We start from the raw sequence: 13,690 nt of genomic DNA, 5'->3' as shown, positions 1-13,690 counted from the left end.
GGGCAAATCGATTAAGAAACGCGGGCTTCCCGCAGCCGAGAGACCCGCCGCGCCTGGAGCCGGTGCGCGGTCCGCCGGATCGGCGGCAGCAGCTGGAAGACGCTCAACGCGGCGAACACGAGCGTGTTGACGCCCACGAACAGGCTCAGCGCCTCGAACCACGTGGTCTGCAGCACCGAGGACGGCAGCGGGTTCCACCGCGTCAGCAGCGGCGCGGCGAGCAACGCGGGCAGGGCGAGCGCCGTGACGGTCGGCCTCGGGACGTAGTTCCAGCCCGACTTCTGCCCACGCGCGATCTGGACGAGCGAGACGACGAACGTCGACTGCAGGAACAGCGAGTACCAGAGCTCGATCACCAGCGGCGCCGCCAGCAACCGCCCGCGCCACCCTTCCGCCCACGCCGTCACCACGCGCTCCAGCAGGAAGATCAGCCCGATCGTCGTCCACAGCGCCGACCAGCGGAACCCGTCCGCCGCCAGGAGCGAGATCAGCATCAGCAGCAGGTAGGTGTTCAGGGCGATCACGCCGTACGCCAGCCCGACCTGCTGCCACCAGTAGAGCGCCGTCGTGGGCGTCAACCCGTACGCGCCGATGTTCTCGAGCGCGCCGCGCTGCCAGCGGTTGCGCTGCCTGCGCAGGTCCCGCCAGGTCGGCATGACCTCCGTGACGACGCGACACTCGGGCGGCGATGACAGCGAAGCCCCGAGCGACTTCAGCGCCAGCGTGAGTTCGTTGTCCTCCGTCATCGCCAGCGTGTCGTAGACGTCCCCGGTCGGGCCCGGGACGAGTGAACCCCTCGCCTCGGCCACCGCGTGCAGCGCGTACGCGCGGATCACGGACGCGGTGCCGGTGAGGACGAACACGTGCCCCTCGCGACGGCGCAGGACGCGCTGGTAGCGGGCGTACTCGTTGCGCTGCAGCTGCCCGAGGACCCGGCCGCCGTCCTCGCCGGAGAACAGACCGCCGACGGCCATCAGGTCGGGGTCGTCCTCCAGCAGGCCGAGCGCCACCTCGAGGAAGTCGGGCGAGATCGTCGAGTCGGCGTCCATCACCATCACGACGTCCGCCGCTCCGGTGGTCGGCAGCAGACGGGACAGCACCTGGTTGAGCGCCCCGGCCTTGGCCTGCGTGTTGCCGACCGTCTCGACGACCTCGACGCCGCGGCCCCGGGCGATCCGCACGGTCGCGTCGGTGCAGTTGTCCGCCACGACGATGATCCGGTCCGGCGGGCGGAGCTGGTGGAGCAGCGACGTCAGGGTCCGATCGATCACGGCCTGCTCGTCGTGCGCCGGGATCAGGACGGTGCACCGCACGACGAGCCCCGCCTCGTCGGCGCCGGCGGGGATGGCCGAGAGGGGCCAGTCGGGCCGGTCGTCCAGGCGGAGCGCCCGCGCCGCCGCGGCACCCAGGAAGCGCCGCCCGAGCCTCGCGGTGTCGCGGGGCACCGGTCGCTCGAGGCCGCGTCCCCGGGACAGGACGCGCATCGAGGTGGCGGTCTGCTGGGCCGCCATCGCGACCAGGAACGCGGCGACCGCCAGGCCGACGCTGAGCACGATGATCGGCCGCGGTGCGCGCAGCTGCACGTCGACGGGCAAGGTGGCGATCGCCAGCTCGGCGTCCGGGACGACCGGGGGCGCGCTCGTCGCGAGCAGCCAGACCGCGCAGCCCAGGAGCACGGCCGCGGTGAGCGCGAGAGCGGCGGTGGCCCACCCGAGCCGGGCGGCTCGGCGGTGCAGGGCCTCGGCCGGGGGTCGCGTCACCGACGGTTCCGGAGCTGCACCGTGAGTGCCTGGACCAGACCGATCACGACGATGATCAGGCCGATCCAGAGCAAGATCGCACCGAGACCAGCGAGGCCACCGACCGCGAATGCCACCCCGACGAGCGTGACGATCAGCCACAACGGCATCGAGCGAACCCTCCCGTCGGCCACCCACCTCTGGGGAGCGTACCGCCGCGGTCAGGCAGGCTGGCGCGTGACCTCCACGAACGCGGCGAGCGCCTCGTCCGCCCGGTCACCGCCGACGAAGCCGTGCTCGGCGTCGCCCAGCTCGACCAGACGGCACGCGATCCCCGCGCGCCCGCAGGCCTCGGCGAGCGCGCGCGACTCGGGCAGCAGCGAGTCCAGGGTCCCGACGGCCACGACCGTGCGCGGCAGCCGAGCGGCGAGGCGGTCCAGCCGGGGCGCGTCGGCGAGGTCCGCCACCCGCGCCCACGCCCGGAACGACCACGCGGACAGGTCCAGCCCGGGTCCGCCGGGCCGCGCGGGGTCGTACGACGCCAGGGTCAGGTCCACGTTCGGGTTGGTCAGCAGGAGGCCCGCGAGCGTGACGTCCGAACGTGCGGCGGCGAGGATCGCCACGGCCCCGCCGGCGGAGTCGCCGCACAGGAACAGCCGCGTGCACCCGTCCCCAGCGAGGAGTGCCAGGCCGGTCGCGGCGTCCGCCGCGGAGTCGTCCAGCGTCGCCTCGGGCGCCAGCCGGTACTCGACCGACAGCACGACGACGCCGAGCGTCTCGGCCAGCCGGCGGCAGTAGCCGTCCTGCAGCTCGAGGTCCCCGAACAGGCCGTACCCGCCGTGCAGGAACACGAGGCCCGACCCCGGTGTGCGGACCGCGGGAACGTAGCGGCGCATCGGCACCCCGCCGGTCTCCAGGTCGTCGACCGTCCCGACGAACGGGCGTCGGGGCCGGGCGACAGCCCGCTCGCGGGCGTCCCGGCGAAGGAGGCCGACATCGAACGTAGGCAGGGTCACTCCTCGATCGCGGCGTCGAGCGTGCGCAGGTGCTGCCGGAACGTGGTGCCGTCGCGGTCCCGGGCGACCAGGTAGTCGTCGAAGCGCGTCTGCTCCCGCAGGGTGGTGCCGAGCTGCATGCGGGTGGCCTGGTGGCGCTCGGTGTCCCGGATACGGGCGGCGACGGTGGCGATCTCCGCGGCTCGCGCGTCCGGCAGGAACACGACGCCGTCGTCGTCGGCGAGCACGAGGTCGTCGCGGGTGACCACGTGCGCGCCGCACCGCGCCCAGGCGAGCGCGTCGCCGGGTTGCGGGTCGAGGCGTTCGGGTCCGCCGGGGTACGCGCCGAGGCTCAGGACCGGCAAGGCGATGGTGCGCAGCTGCGCGGTGTCGCGGTGCAGCCCCCAGATGACGATGCCGGCCAGCCCGGCGCGGGACACCTCGAGCGCGACGAGGTCGCCGACGCAGGCCTCGTCGGTGCGGCCGCCGTTGTCGACGACGAGGACGTCCCCGGGCTCGGCGTGCCCGAGGGCCTCGAGAAACACGTCGACGCTCCCGACGTGCCGCGCGGGCTGGGCCCGGCCGACGACGTGGATGCCGGTCCAGACCGGCCGCAGCTCGTGCGGAGCGCAGCGCACCGCGACCCCGAGGCGCAGGCACGCGTCCGCCACGTGGGCCGTGCTCACGTCCGCGAACGCCGGGGTCACGGGGCCACCCGATAGTCGACGAGCAGGTGACCGGTGGGTGAGGTCACGGTGCGGATCGTCTCGAGCCTGAGGGCGGGCAGGGAGTCGAGCAACCGCGTGCCGGCGCCCGCGATGACCGGCGCGATCACGAGCCGGAGCTCGTCGACGACGCCGGCGGCGAGCAGGGTCCGCGCGAGCGAGATGCTGGCGTGGACGCCGATGTCGCCTCCCGGCCGGTCCTTCAACGCGGTCACGAGCTCGACCGGGTCACCCTCGACGGCGGTCGCGCCGGCCCACCCCCGATCGAGCGGGGTCGACGTCGCGACGTACTTCGGGACCGCGTTGATGAAGTCGGCGAACGGCTGCACGGTGCTGTCCGGCCAGAACTGCGCCCACTCGTCGTAGCTGCGCCGACCGAGGAGGACCGTGTCCTGCGTCGCGATCACGGCGGCGAGGTGCTCGTCCAGCACGTCGTCCCAGGTGGTGAAGAACGCCGACGGGTCCTCGGCCACCCCGTCGACGGACAGCAGCTCGTACACGACGACCTTGCGCGTGGGCCCGTTCACGTGGCGGACCGAGCGGCGGCGAGCGCGTCGTCCGACGTGAGCAGCACGACGTTGCCGTCGGGGTCGTCGACCATCGCGGCGTACGGCCCGGACGTCTGCTCGGGCGCCATGCGGCCGTGGTACCCGGCCGCGGTGAGCTCGGCGTACTTCGCGTCGACGGCGGCGTCGTCGCCGAGGTAGAACTCGAACAGCGAGCGGTAGCCGCCGCCCGTCGGCGGGGCGTGGTCGGCGTCGTACCGGGCCGCGAACACCGTGTCGAAGAAGATCGTCACGCCGCTGCCCATGCGGTGCAGGACGAACGGCTTCTCGTCCTCCGACGCCGGGATGTCGAGCCCCACCAGCCGGTAGAAGCGCAGCGCGGCAGGCATGTCGCGCACGATCAGGCCGAGCATGCTCAGCTGGATCTCCATCGGACCTCCGTCGGTGGTCGTCACCGGACGACGTCGTAGTACAGGTGTGCCGCGTTGCGGGTCACCACCGTCATGGACTCGTCGAGCCGCAGCGTCACCCGTGGACCGCCGTGGAACAGCGGCGTCCCGGCGCCGAGCACCAGCGGCGCGACGTGCAGGTGGAGCCGGTCGATCACGCCCTCGCGCAGCGCCGAGCCACCGATCTCCCCGCCGCCCATGATGACCACGTCCTTGTCGCCGGCGACGGCCGTGGCCTGGTCGAGGGCGTCGTGCAGGCCGGTGGTCACGATGTTCATGCGGTCGGTGAGCCGGACGTGGTCGGGTGCCCGGTGGGTGACGACGAAGCACGGCGGCGGGTGGGCGGCGTCGCCCTGGTCGGCGCCGTAGTGCCGGTCGTCGTTCCAGCCGTCGGGGGCGTCGACCACGTCGAACAGGTGGCGGCCCATGACCACCGCGCCCGTGTAGTCCGTGGCTCTGACCAGCACCGCGACGTCCTGCGGGCTGCGGTCGCCGATCGCCCACTCGTGCAGGGGCAGACCGTCGTCGCCCAGCCCGTTGCCCGGGCCGGCGTTCGGGGCGGTGACGTACCCGTCGAGGGAGATCGTGATGTCGAGGATCACTGCCATGTCGGCCCACGATGCCAGGCCGTCCCCCTCCTTCTCAACGTATAGCGGACGGGGGGTCTTGCGGCAAGGCCCCCGCCCGGTCGCAGAATCTCGGACGTGACCCGCCAGACCATCAGCGCCTTCGCCCTGCCCGCCCGCCTCGCCGCCAAGGCGGACCCGACCCTGATCGACCGCGACGAGCGGCACTTCGCCGCCATCGCGGAGACCCTCGAGCAGCAGATCGCCGACCTGTCCGACCGGCTCGACGCCGAGCGCAAGGCCCCGGGCCGCTCGGGCACCGCGGCCGTGGAGCGGGACCAGGAGATCCGGCGGCTCACCGCGCGCCTGCGCACGCTGCGCCGCTTCGGCCTGGACCTGTGCCTCGGCCGGATCGTCAGCGCGGAGGGCGAGACGACGTACGTCGGGCGCCTCGGCCTCACCGACGACGAGGACCGTCGGCTCCTGCTCGACTGGCGCTCGCCCGCGGCCGAACCGTTCTTCGGTGCGACGCACGCGCAGCCGATGGGCCTGGTCAGCCGTCGCCGCTACCGCTGGACGGGCGGGCGGGTCACCGACTACTGGGACGAGGTGTTCACCTCCGACGGGTTCGAGGGGAACGCCGCGCTCGACGACCAGTCGGCCTTCATCGCGAGCCTCGGCACCGACCGGTCCGACCGGATGCGCGACGTGCTGGGCACCATCCAGGCCGACCAGGACGCGATCATCCGCGCGGACTCCCGCGGCGCGCTCGTCGTCGACGGCGGTCCGGGCACGGGCAAGACGGTCGTGGCGCTGCACCGCACCGCCTACCTGCTCTACTCCGACCCGCGCCTCGGGCACCGGCGCGGCGGCGTGCTGTTCGTCGGCCCGCACCAGCCGTACCTGGACTACGTCTCCGACGTGCTCCCCAGCCTGGGCGAGGAGGGAGTGCAGACCTGCACCCTGCGAGACCTGGTCGCCGAGGGGGCCGACGCCGGCGTGGAGGCCGACCCCGAGGTGGCGCGGCTGAAGTCCTCCGCGGCGATGGTGACGGCCATCGAGCCGGCCGTCCGCTTCTACGAGAAGCCACCGACCACGGGCTTCCAGGTCGAGACGCCGTGGGCGGACGTCTGGGTCAGCGCGGAGGACTGGGCCGAGGCCTTCGAGGCGCCCGAACCCGGCACGCCGCACAACGAGGCGCGCGACCAGGTCCGCGACGCCCTCCTCGAGATCCTGATGGACAAGGTCGACGACGACGAGGTCGAGCGCGACCAGCTGCGCCGCGCGCTGCTGCGGGACAAGGACCTCACGACGGCGCTGAACCGGGCGTGGCCGCTGCTCGAGCCGACCGACCTCGTCGGCGACCTGTGGTCGGTGCCGGCCTACCTGCGACTGTGCGCACCCTGGCTCGAGGTGCCCGAGATCCGGCTGCTCCAGCGGGAGGAGGCGCAGGCCTGGACGGTCTCCGACCTGCCGCTCCTCGACGCCGCCCGGCAGCGGCTCGGGGACCCCGAGGAGTCGCGGCGCCGGCGGCGGAACGAGGCCACCCTCGCCGCCGAGCGCGAGTACATGACGCAGGTGGTGGACCACCTCGTCGAGAACGACGACACCGAGCTGGGCCTGATGCAGATGCTCAAGGGCCAGGACATGCGCGACAAGCTCGTCGACGAGGCGGGGTTGCCGACCGCCGACCCGGACGTGCTGGCCGGCCCGTTCGCGCACGTCGTGGTCGACGAGGCGCAGGAGCTGACCGACGCCGAGTGGCGGATGCTGCTCAGCCGCTGCCCGTCGCGGAGCCTGACCATCGTCGGCGACCGCGCGCAGGCCCGGCATGGGTTCACCGAGTCGTGGCGGGAGCGGCTCGAGCGGGTCGGCCTCGACGCGATCGAGCTGGCGTCGCTGAGCATCAACTACCGGACGCCGGAGGAGGTCATGGCGGAGGCGGAGCCGGTGATCCGCGCCGCGCTGCCGGACGTCAACGTGCCCACGTCGATCCGCGGCAGCGGCCGCCCGGTGGTGCACGGGTCCGTCGCGGACCTGAGCGCGATCCTCGACGCCTGGCTCGCGGCCCACGCCACGGGCGTCGCGTGCGTCATCGGCGACCCCACCTTCCCCGGCACGTCTCGCGTCCGGTCGCTGCGCCCCGAGCTGGCGAAGGGCCTGGAGTTCGACCTGGTGGTGCTGGTGGACCTGGAGGCGTTCGGCACCGGGATCGAGGGCGCGGTCGACCGCTACGTGGCGATGACCCGGGCCACGCAGGAGCTGGTGATCCTGGTGTCGGAACCGGGTGGGAGCATCGCGGCATGACGGAGTCGCGACACCTGAGCGTGCACATCGACCGCCCGGTGACCGAGGTCTACGCGTTCGCGTCCGACCCGGCCAACCTGCCGCGGTGGGCGCCGGGCCTGGGGAGCGCCATCACCCGGGTCGGCGACAGCTGGGTCGTCGAGACGTCCGAGGGTCAGGTGCACCTCACGTTCGCCCCGCACAACCAGTACGGAGTGCTCGACCACCACGTGGTCACCCCGTCGGGCGAGAACGTCTACGTGCCGATGCGGGCGCTGGCCGACGGCGACGCGACCGAGGTGGTGTTCACCCTGCGCCGAGGCCCGGGCATGACCGACGACGAGCTCGAGCGGGACGCGGCGCTGGTGTCCGCAGATCTCGCCCGCCTGAGGTCGGTGCTCGAGGGCGTGCGGGTGGGATCGTCTGAGGATGTCCGGGACCGCGACGCCTGAGGGGCTGCCCCGGCGCGCTCTGGTCTGGGCGGTGGTGACGGTCGTCGGTGTCCTCGCGGCCGTCGCGCTGGACCGGCTCGCCGGAGCGGTGGACGACGACGTCGGTCGCCGAGCCGCCGACGACGCGCGCGCCAAGCTCGCGGTCGCGGTCGAGGCCATCCGGACGGACGTCGAGGCCGGCGCGGGCCTGCGGGGCGAGGACCTGGCCGCGGCGGTGTCGGGCCGCGTCGACGACGTCTACCGCGGCGTGGTCACGGAGGTGACCGCCACGGACCGCGGGGCACGCGTGGACGCGTACGTCGACGGCGACGCGAGCCACCTGGGTGGAGTGCTGGGAACCGAGCTGACCCGCCGGCTCTGCGTGCGCATCACGGTCGAGCCGGGGGCCGACCGTCAGGTCGACGTCTCGGACATCGCGTGCTCCGGCGCCGCGGCCCGGCTGCCCCCCGACACCCGGGAGACGCACCTGACGGACTCAGCCTCCCGGTAGCACCGCGGCGATCGCGCTGACCTCGATGAGGGCGCCCGGGACGCCGAGCCCGGCGACCCGGGCCGCCGTGACCAGCGGCGGCGGTCCGTCGACGGCGAGCCGCGGCGCGATGGCGCCGTACGCGGCGCGCAGGTCGGCGTCCGCGTCGATGAGGACCGTCCACTGCACGACGTCCGCGAGCGTGGCCCCCGCCGCCTCCAGTGCGGTCTGGACGTTGTCGATGGTGCGGACGGACTGCTCGGCGACGTCGTCCGAGACGACCGTGCCGGTGTCGTCGACGCCGTTCTGGCCGCCGACGTAGATGGTCGTCGCGCCCGCGGGCACGACGACGGCGTGGCTGAACGCCGGGCTCTTGACCAACCCGGCCGGTTGCAGGCGTGTGATCTCCATGGCACCCACCGTGGCACGCACCTCCGACACGGTCGGGTCGGTCAGCGGCTGAGCGCCGTCTCCTGGGTGAGGCGGGTCATCTTGTGCGGGTTGCGGACGGCGTAGATGCGCGCGACCCGCCCGTCCTCGATCACCAGGCTCATCACCGTGTTGAGCTCGCCGCCGATGTGCACCTGGGCGGCCGGACCGCCGTTGAGCCAGGTCGGCGTCGACACCACGTCGTCGGTGAGCGCGGCCAGGCCGGCGAGGAACGGGCCCACCCGGTCGGCACCGGTGATCGGGCGCGGCGCGGCGTTGACGACCCCGCCGCCGTCGGCCACCACCACGACGTCCGGCGCGAGGACGTCGAGCAGGCCCTGCAGGTCGCCGTCGCGGATCGCGGCGAGGAACCGCTCCACCACCGCGGTCTGCTCCGCCTTGCTCACCTGCTGCCGGGGTCGGCGGGCGGCGACGTGCTCGCGGGAGCGATGGGCGATCTGCCGCACGGCCGCCGACGTCTTGCCGACGGCGTCGGCGATCTCGTCGTACGGCGTGTCGAAGACCTCCCGGAGCACGAACACCGCCCGAGCCGTCGGGTCCAGGGTCTCCAGCACGGTGAGCATCGCGAACGACAGGCTCTCGGCCAGCTCGACGTCCTCGGCCACGTCGGGGCTGGTCAGCAGCGGCTCGGGTAGCCACTCGCCGACGTAGTCCTCGCGCAGCCGTGCCAGCGTCCGCATCCGGTTGAGCGAGAGCCGGGTGACGATCCGCACGAGGTACGCCCGCTCGTCGCGCACCTCCGACCGCGCCGCGGGCGCGAGGTCGGCCCAGCGCAGCCAGGTTTCCTGCACGACGTCCTCGGCGTCGGCGGCGGAGCCGAGCATCTCGTACGCGACCGTGAACAGCAGGCTGCGGTGCGCGACGAACGGGTCGACGGCCGAGGGCTCGGTCATGCCTGCGACGCTACGTGGCTCGGCTGGGCCAGCGGCGGCAGGTCGCACGACGCGGCGAACCCCTCGGCCTCGATGCCGAGCGCCGCGTTGGTCCGCGCATAGAGGTTGGCCAGCGCGACCCACGACGTCAGCTCGACCAGGGCAGGTGCGCCGAGCTGGTCGAGCAGCCGCGCCGAGAGCTCGTCGGTGACGGTCGGGGGCGTCTGCGTCATCGCCTCGGCGTACTCCAGCACGTCGCGCTCGAGCGGCGTGAACACGGTCGACTCGCGCCAGCGCGGCACCTGCTGCGCCTTGGTCATGTCCAGACCCTCGTTGTGGGCCTGGAAGTAGCCCAGGTCGAGGCACCACGAGCACCCGATCAACGAGGCCGCGGCCATGTGGGCGTAGGACTTCAGGTCCTCGTCGCAGGCGTGCCACCGGGCCGACTTCTGGCCCAGTCCCAGGCTGAACTTCAGGATGGCCGGGTTGTTCGCCATCACGCCGAGCGCCTCGGGCACCTTGCCGAACATCTTCGAGCTGAACCTCTTCACCAGGGCCCCGTAGAGCCCGGTGATCTCGGTCGCGGGGACCCGCGTCGTGCTGGTCATGTCGTCCTCCTCGTGTCGGTGACATGAAGACACCGGCCGAGGCGGATCTGTGACAGCGATCAGCCGCGCAGCGGCCGGCCGCGCGCGTCGCGGGCGAACCTCCCGCGTCGCACCGAGAGGTACAGCAGCCCTTCGACGAACCCGCAGAAGCCCATCACCAGCGCCGCCAGCCCCAGCGTGAAGAACCCGCCGATCACCGTGATCGCCAGCATGATCAGGCCCCGGCGCCAGTAGCCGAGGTACATGCGGTGCAGACCGAGGGCCCCGAGGAACACGCCGAGCAGCCCGGCGGCGACGCGCGAGCGCTGCCACACGGGGAGCCGGAGCCGGAGCTGCGGCCACTGCCACGGGTCGCGTACGACGGCGGGGGCAGGCATCGCGTCCTCGACGTCCGGCACCGGTCCGGGCGGGTAGCGCACGGTGGCCGACAGGGGCTGGAACGGTGCGTCGGGCGCCCGCAGCGGGCGCCGTGTGACCACCGGTCGCTCGAGGTCGTCGTCGAGGTCGAGGATCGTCGGGCGGTCCATCATGTCGGTCACGGGGACTCCCGCGGGTCAGGGGTGACGCGGATGCTTCGAGGGTAAGCCCGCTGCGCCCGCAGGGCTACGGGCGCTCCGCGACCTCCGGCCGCGACGCGAACAGGTTCAGGCCCAGTGCGCCCGAGAGGTAGCGCGTGGCCAGCTGGCCGCGGACGCTGTTGCCGGCGGCGTCGAGCCGTGGGGAGAAGGTGCTCAGGCTGCCCTTGCCGGGGGCGACGGTGACGATGCCTCCGGAGACCCCGCTCTTACCGGGCAGACCGATGCTGAACAGCCACTCGCCGGACCGCTCGTAGAGCCCGCTGGTGGCCAGGGCGGCGAGCACGTAGCGGCACACCGACGCGTCGACCACGCGCTCGCCGGTGACCGGGTTCACGCCTCCGTCGGCCAGGGTCGCGCCCATGACGGCCAGGTCCTTCGCGGAGACGAGCAGCGAGCACTGCCGCGTGTAGACGTCCGTCGTCTCCAACGGGTCGTGGGCGATCCGGCCGTAGCTCTCCAGCAGCCGGGCGATCGCCTGGTTGCGACGGTTGTGCGCCGCCTCCGAGGCGTACACGTCCGCGTCCAGCTCCAGGGGGCGGCCCGCGAACGCCGAGAGCCCGGCCTGCAGGAACGCCCACTTCTCGTCGGCACTGCCGCCCGGCACGAGGCTCGTGGTCGCCAGCGCGCCCGCATTGACCAGCGGGTTCATCGGGCTGCCGGCGTTCAGCTCGAGCGCCATGACCGAGTTGAACGGCAGGCCGGTGTTGTTCACGCCGACGGCGTGGAGCACCGCCTCCGGGCCGAGCGCGTCGCAGACGAGCGCGAACACGAACGCCTTGGAGACGGACTGGATCGAGAACGCGTGCAGGGCGTCGCCGACGCTGTGGGAGGCGCCCGTGACCGAGACGATGCTCAGCCCGAAGAGCGCCGGGTCGGCCTCCGCGAGCGCGGGGATGTAGTCGGCCACCGCTCCGTCGTCGACCCCCGCGTACCGGTCGTGCGCGTCGTGCATCAGCCGCACCACGAGCTCCTCGCGCGGCAGGTGCCCGGTCGAGATCAGCTCAGGGTCGTGGAAGTCGTCGCTCACAGGTGACATACCAGCACATGACGGACCCCTAGCCGGGCGGGCGCACGGCGGTCGTGAGCAGGTGCGAGCTCAGCCCGAGCAGGCTCGGCTCCGCCTCGACTGCCCGCGCCGCGTCGAGCACCACCTCGCGGTCGGCGGGGTCCGCGCCGTCGTCGAACACCGCCGCCACCGACCGCACCCAGTGACCCATCCCCTCGACCCCGACGGTCTCGCGCACGGCGAGGCCGGCCTCCGACGCCTCGGCGCCCAGCTCCTCGGGCCGGTGGAAGTACGCGGTGGTGAACCAGCGCGGGTCGCCTGTCGGGTTCTCGTGCACGCCGGTGGCCAGGTCCTGCGCGACGATCGCGCGGAACGCGGGGTCGAAGAGGTACGCCTGCGCCAGCCCGTCGAACAAGGACGCGAACCGCGAGATCCCCATGGCGACCACCACCCCTCCGGGCACCACCACGCGCGCCGCCTCGCGCCACACGGCCAGCCGGTCCGCGCGGTCGGTCAGGTGGTACAGCGGCCCGAGCAGCAGGACGGCGTCGACCGACGCGTCCGCCAGCGGGAGCGTGCGCGCGTCGCCGACCGTCGCGGTGAAGCGCGGGTGGTCGCCGAGGTTCTCGGTCGCGCGGGCGACGTGGCCGGCGAGCAGGTCGACCAGGTGCACGGTGTGCCCGTCCGCGAGCAGCCACTCCGCGTGCACCCCCGTCGCGCCGCCGACGTCGAGCACGCGCGACCCCGGCGCGAGGTGCCGCCGGACGATCTCCTGGACCCGGGCGAGCTCGAGGCGGCCCAGACCCTGCCGGAGGCGCTGGTCCTCGTCGTACGCGGTGTCGTAGTGGTGATGGAGCGGTTCGTCGACCATCGCGTCACCGTAGGAGCGTTCAGCCGGTCAGCGCACGACAAATCAGGAGACGAGGCTCCCGACGATGATCACGAGCACCAGGGCGCCGATCAGGGCGGGCACCGTCGACGCCAGGACGAGCGTGGTCCGCGTCCGCCACCGCGGCGCCCGGCCGCGCCGCGCCTGCACGAACCCGACAGTCAGGGCGGCCAGGGCCGGGACCACGGCGTACACGAGGATGCCCGCGGCTGCGAGGCCACCCCACGACTCCGGGTCGCGCGCACCCTCGACGGCGTAGACCACGGCAGCGACCGCCCCGACCGCCGACACGCCGCCCGCGAGGAGCCCGATCCAGCCCACGACCGTCGCCCACGGGAATCGGGTGGTCGTCGGGGAGGCCGGCATGCCAGGACCGTACCCGTGGGTATCGTCCCCCAGGGACGTGTCGACGAACGGGGACGATGGCGTGGTGCGCAGCGAGTACGCCGGCGAGGGGCTCGACGAGGGCGGGCTCGCGCCGACGCCGCTCGAGCAGGTCCGCCGCTGGGTCGCCGACGCGGAGGCCCGCCAGGCGGAGCGCGGTGACGTCCCCGAGCCGACCGCCCTGTCGGTGGCCACGGTCGACGCCGACGGCCGGCCGAACGTGCGGACCGTCCTCATGCGCTTCCTCGACGAGCGCGGCCCGGGGTTCGTCACCGACCTCGGATCGGCCAAGAGCCGGGAGATCACCGCGACCGGGTCGATCGCGGCGTCGCTGACGTGGCCGGCGATGTACCGCGCGGTGCGGTTCCGCGGTCGCGCGGTGCCCGTGGGGCGCGACGACATCGCGGCATACTTCGCGACGCGGCCGTGGGGGTCGCGGATCAGCGCGTGGGCGTCGGACCAGTCCCAGCCGGTCGCCGACCGCGCGACGCTCGTCGCGACGTACGAGCGGTTCGCCGCGCTCTACCCCGACACGGGCGCGCCGGACGACGTCCCGGTCCCTGACGGCTGGGGCGGGTGGCGCATCGAGTGCGACGAGGTCGAGCTCTGGGCCGGACGCCGGGACCGGCTGCACGACCGCCTCGTGTTCACGCGCGTCGCAGACGGGGACCTCGGCACGCCCGCGGCGTGGACGGTGCACCGCCGCCAGCCCTGAA

18 protein-coding genes are annotated in these 13,690 nt (G+C 73.5%); 4 read left to right on the top strand and 14 right to left on the bottom strand.

What is annotated here, in order from left to right:
• Positions 1-11 precede the first annotated feature (11 nt).
• The 7 genes from AC1DQC_RS01135 to AC1DQC_RS01105 are packed head-to-tail and all read right to left on the bottom strand — an operon-like array spanning position 12 to position 5,022.
• Positions 12-1,760, bottom strand: a complete 1,749-nt coding sequence (locus AC1DQC_RS01135; protein WP_477049391.1) for a glycosyltransferase family 2 protein — start codon at positions 1,758-1,760, stop codon at positions 12-14.
• Positions 1,757-1,909, bottom strand: a complete 153-nt coding sequence (locus AC1DQC_RS01130; RefSeq protein ID WP_477049390.1) for a hypothetical protein — start codon at positions 1,907-1,909, stop codon at positions 1,757-1,759. Before AC1DQC_RS01130 ends, AC1DQC_RS01135 begins: the two co-directional genes overlap by 4 nt.
• A gap of 51 nt (positions 1,910-1,960) precedes the next feature.
• On the bottom strand, positions 1,961-2,755 hold the full coding sequence (locus tag AC1DQC_RS01125) for an alpha/beta hydrolase (protein WP_477049389.1): 795 nt from the start codon (positions 2,753-2,755) through the stop codon (positions 1,961-1,963).
• Positions 2,752-3,441: an RraA family protein gene (locus AC1DQC_RS01120; protein ID WP_477049388.1), complete on the bottom strand. Its 690-nt coding sequence runs from the start codon at positions 3,439-3,441 to the stop codon at positions 2,752-2,754. Before AC1DQC_RS01120 ends, AC1DQC_RS01125 begins: the two co-directional genes overlap by 4 nt.
• Complete coding sequence (locus AC1DQC_RS01115) at positions 3,438-3,986, bottom strand: dihydrofolate reductase family protein (protein ID WP_477049387.1); 549 nt, start codon at positions 3,984-3,986, stop codon at positions 3,438-3,440. The genes AC1DQC_RS01120 and AC1DQC_RS01115 overlap by 4 nt, the downstream gene beginning before the upstream one ends.
• Complete coding sequence (locus tag AC1DQC_RS01110) at positions 3,983-4,396, bottom strand: VOC family protein (protein ID WP_477049386.1); 414 nt, start codon at positions 4,394-4,396, stop codon at positions 3,983-3,985. Before AC1DQC_RS01110 ends, AC1DQC_RS01115 begins: the two co-directional genes overlap by 4 nt.
• Positions 4,397-4,416: 20 nt before the next feature.
• A complete protein-coding gene (locus tag AC1DQC_RS01105; protein ID WP_477049385.1) occupies positions 4,417-5,022 on the bottom strand; it encodes a dihydrofolate reductase family protein in 606 nt (201 codons plus the stop codon).
• A 96-nt stretch (positions 5,023-5,118) separates the two neighbouring features.
• On the opposite strand from AC1DQC_RS01105, the gene helR reads away from it, so the two are divergent.
• Genes helR through AC1DQC_RS01090 form a run of 3 tightly spaced genes read left to right on the top strand, consistent with a single transcriptional unit; the run spans position 5,119 to position 8,208 of the window.
• A complete protein-coding gene (gene helR, locus AC1DQC_RS01100) occupies positions 5,119-7,287 on the top strand; it encodes an RNA polymerase recycling motor ATPase HelR (RefSeq protein ID WP_477049384.1) in 2,169 nt (722 codons plus the stop codon).
• Positions 7,284-7,718, top strand: coding sequence for an SRPBCC family protein (locus AC1DQC_RS01095; RefSeq protein WP_477049383.1), 435 nt, complete (start codon positions 7,284-7,286; stop codon positions 7,716-7,718). The genes helR and AC1DQC_RS01095 overlap by 4 nt, the downstream gene beginning before the upstream one ends.
• Entirely contained in the window at positions 7,696-8,208 is a 513-nt protein-coding gene (locus AC1DQC_RS01090; RefSeq protein WP_477049382.1) for a hypothetical protein, read from the top strand. Before AC1DQC_RS01095 ends, AC1DQC_RS01090 begins: the two co-directional genes overlap by 23 nt.
• Here the strand turns inward: AC1DQC_RS01090 and AC1DQC_RS01085 are convergent.
• The 7 genes from AC1DQC_RS01085 to AC1DQC_RS01055 all read right to left on the bottom strand — a co-directional run bounded on the left by AC1DQC_RS01085 (position 8,194) and on the right by AC1DQC_RS01055 (position 12,956).
• Positions 8,194-8,598: a RidA family protein gene (locus AC1DQC_RS01085; RefSeq protein ID WP_477049381.1), complete on the bottom strand. Its 405-nt coding sequence runs from the start codon at positions 8,596-8,598 to the stop codon at positions 8,194-8,196. The two genes, AC1DQC_RS01090 and AC1DQC_RS01085, sit on opposite strands and share 15 nt — an antisense overlap.
• Positions 8,599-8,639: 41 nt before the next feature.
• Positions 8,640-9,530 carry an RNA polymerase sigma-70 factor gene (locus AC1DQC_RS01080; RefSeq protein ID WP_477049380.1) on the bottom strand — a complete coding sequence of 297 codons (891 nt, stop codon included), beginning with the start codon at positions 9,528-9,530 and terminating at the stop codon, positions 8,640-8,642.
• Positions 9,527-10,117, bottom strand: coding sequence for a carboxymuconolactone decarboxylase family protein (locus AC1DQC_RS01075; protein WP_477049379.1), 591 nt, complete (start codon positions 10,115-10,117; stop codon positions 9,527-9,529). The genes AC1DQC_RS01080 and AC1DQC_RS01075 overlap by 4 nt, the downstream gene beginning before the upstream one ends.
• Positions 10,118-10,176: 59 nt before the next feature.
• Positions 10,177-10,647, bottom strand: a complete 471-nt coding sequence (locus AC1DQC_RS01070; protein ID WP_477049527.1) for a TM2 domain-containing protein — start codon at positions 10,645-10,647, stop codon at positions 10,177-10,179.
• Between the two features lie 73 nt (positions 10,648-10,720).
• Positions 10,721-11,731, bottom strand: coding sequence for a glutaminase A (gene glsA, locus AC1DQC_RS01065; RefSeq protein ID WP_477049378.1), 1,011 nt, complete (start codon positions 11,729-11,731; stop codon positions 10,721-10,723).
• Between the two features lie 19 nt (positions 11,732-11,750).
• Complete coding sequence (locus AC1DQC_RS01060) at positions 11,751-12,572, bottom strand: class I SAM-dependent methyltransferase (protein ID WP_477049377.1); 822 nt, start codon at positions 12,570-12,572, stop codon at positions 11,751-11,753.
• A gap of 42 nt (positions 12,573-12,614) precedes the next feature.
• Positions 12,615-12,956: a hypothetical protein gene (locus tag AC1DQC_RS01055; RefSeq protein WP_477049376.1), complete on the bottom strand. Its 342-nt coding sequence runs from the start codon at positions 12,954-12,956 to the stop codon at positions 12,615-12,617.
• Positions 12,957-13,020: 64 nt separating this feature from the next.
• Between AC1DQC_RS01055 and pdxH the strand changes: the two genes are divergently transcribed.
• Positions 13,021-13,689 carry a pyridoxamine 5'-phosphate oxidase gene (gene pdxH / locus AC1DQC_RS01050; protein ID WP_477049375.1) on the top strand — a complete coding sequence of 223 codons (669 nt, stop codon included), beginning with the start codon at positions 13,021-13,023 and terminating at the stop codon, positions 13,687-13,689.
• Position 13,690: the final 1 nt, after the last annotated feature.

Source organism: Cellulomonas sp. P4_H12 (genome assembly GCF_056400905.1).
This window is presented reverse-complemented; position numbering and strand designations above follow the sequence as displayed.

Coding starts and splice junctions, on each gene's coding strand:
- AC1DQC_RS01055 (WP_477049376.1), bottom strand. CDS start 12,956: ATGCCGGCCTCCCCGACGACCACCCGATTCCCGTGGGCGACGGTCGTG.
- AC1DQC_RS01095 (WP_477049383.1), top strand. CDS start 7,284: ATGACGGAGTCGCGACACCTGAGCGTGCACATCGACCGCCCGGTGACC.
- AC1DQC_RS01085 (WP_477049381.1), bottom strand. CDS start 8,598: ATGGAGATCACACGCCTGCAACCGGCCGGGTTGGTCAAGAGCCCGGCG.
- AC1DQC_RS01110 (WP_477049386.1), bottom strand. CDS start 4,396: ATGGAGATCCAGCTGAGCATGCTCGGCCTGATCGTGCGCGACATGCCT.
- AC1DQC_RS01070 (WP_477049527.1), bottom strand. CDS start 10,647: ATGATGGACCGCCCGACGATCCTCGACCTCGACGACGACCTCGAGCGA.
- AC1DQC_RS01075 (WP_477049379.1), bottom strand. CDS start 10,117: ATGACCAGCACGACGCGGGTCCCCGCGACCGAGATCACCGGGCTCTAC.
- AC1DQC_RS01090 (WP_477049382.1), top strand. CDS start 7,696: ATGTCCGGGACCGCGACGCCTGAGGGGCTGCCCCGGCGCGCTCTGGTC.
- AC1DQC_RS01130 (WP_477049390.1), bottom strand. CDS start 1,909: ATGCCGTTGTGGCTGATCGTCACGCTCGTCGGGGTGGCATTCGCGGTC.
- glsA (WP_477049378.1), bottom strand. CDS start 11,731: ATGTCACCTGTGAGCGACGACTTCCACGACCCTGAGCTGATCTCGACC.
- AC1DQC_RS01060 (WP_477049377.1), bottom strand. CDS start 12,572: ATGGTCGACGAACCGCTCCATCACCACTACGACACCGCGTACGACGAG.
- AC1DQC_RS01105 (WP_477049385.1), bottom strand. CDS start 5,022: ATGGCAGTGATCCTCGACATCACGATCTCCCTCGACGGGTACGTCACC.
- AC1DQC_RS01080 (WP_477049380.1), bottom strand. CDS start 9,530: ATGACCGAGCCCTCGGCCGTCGACCCGTTCGTCGCGCACCGCAGCCTG.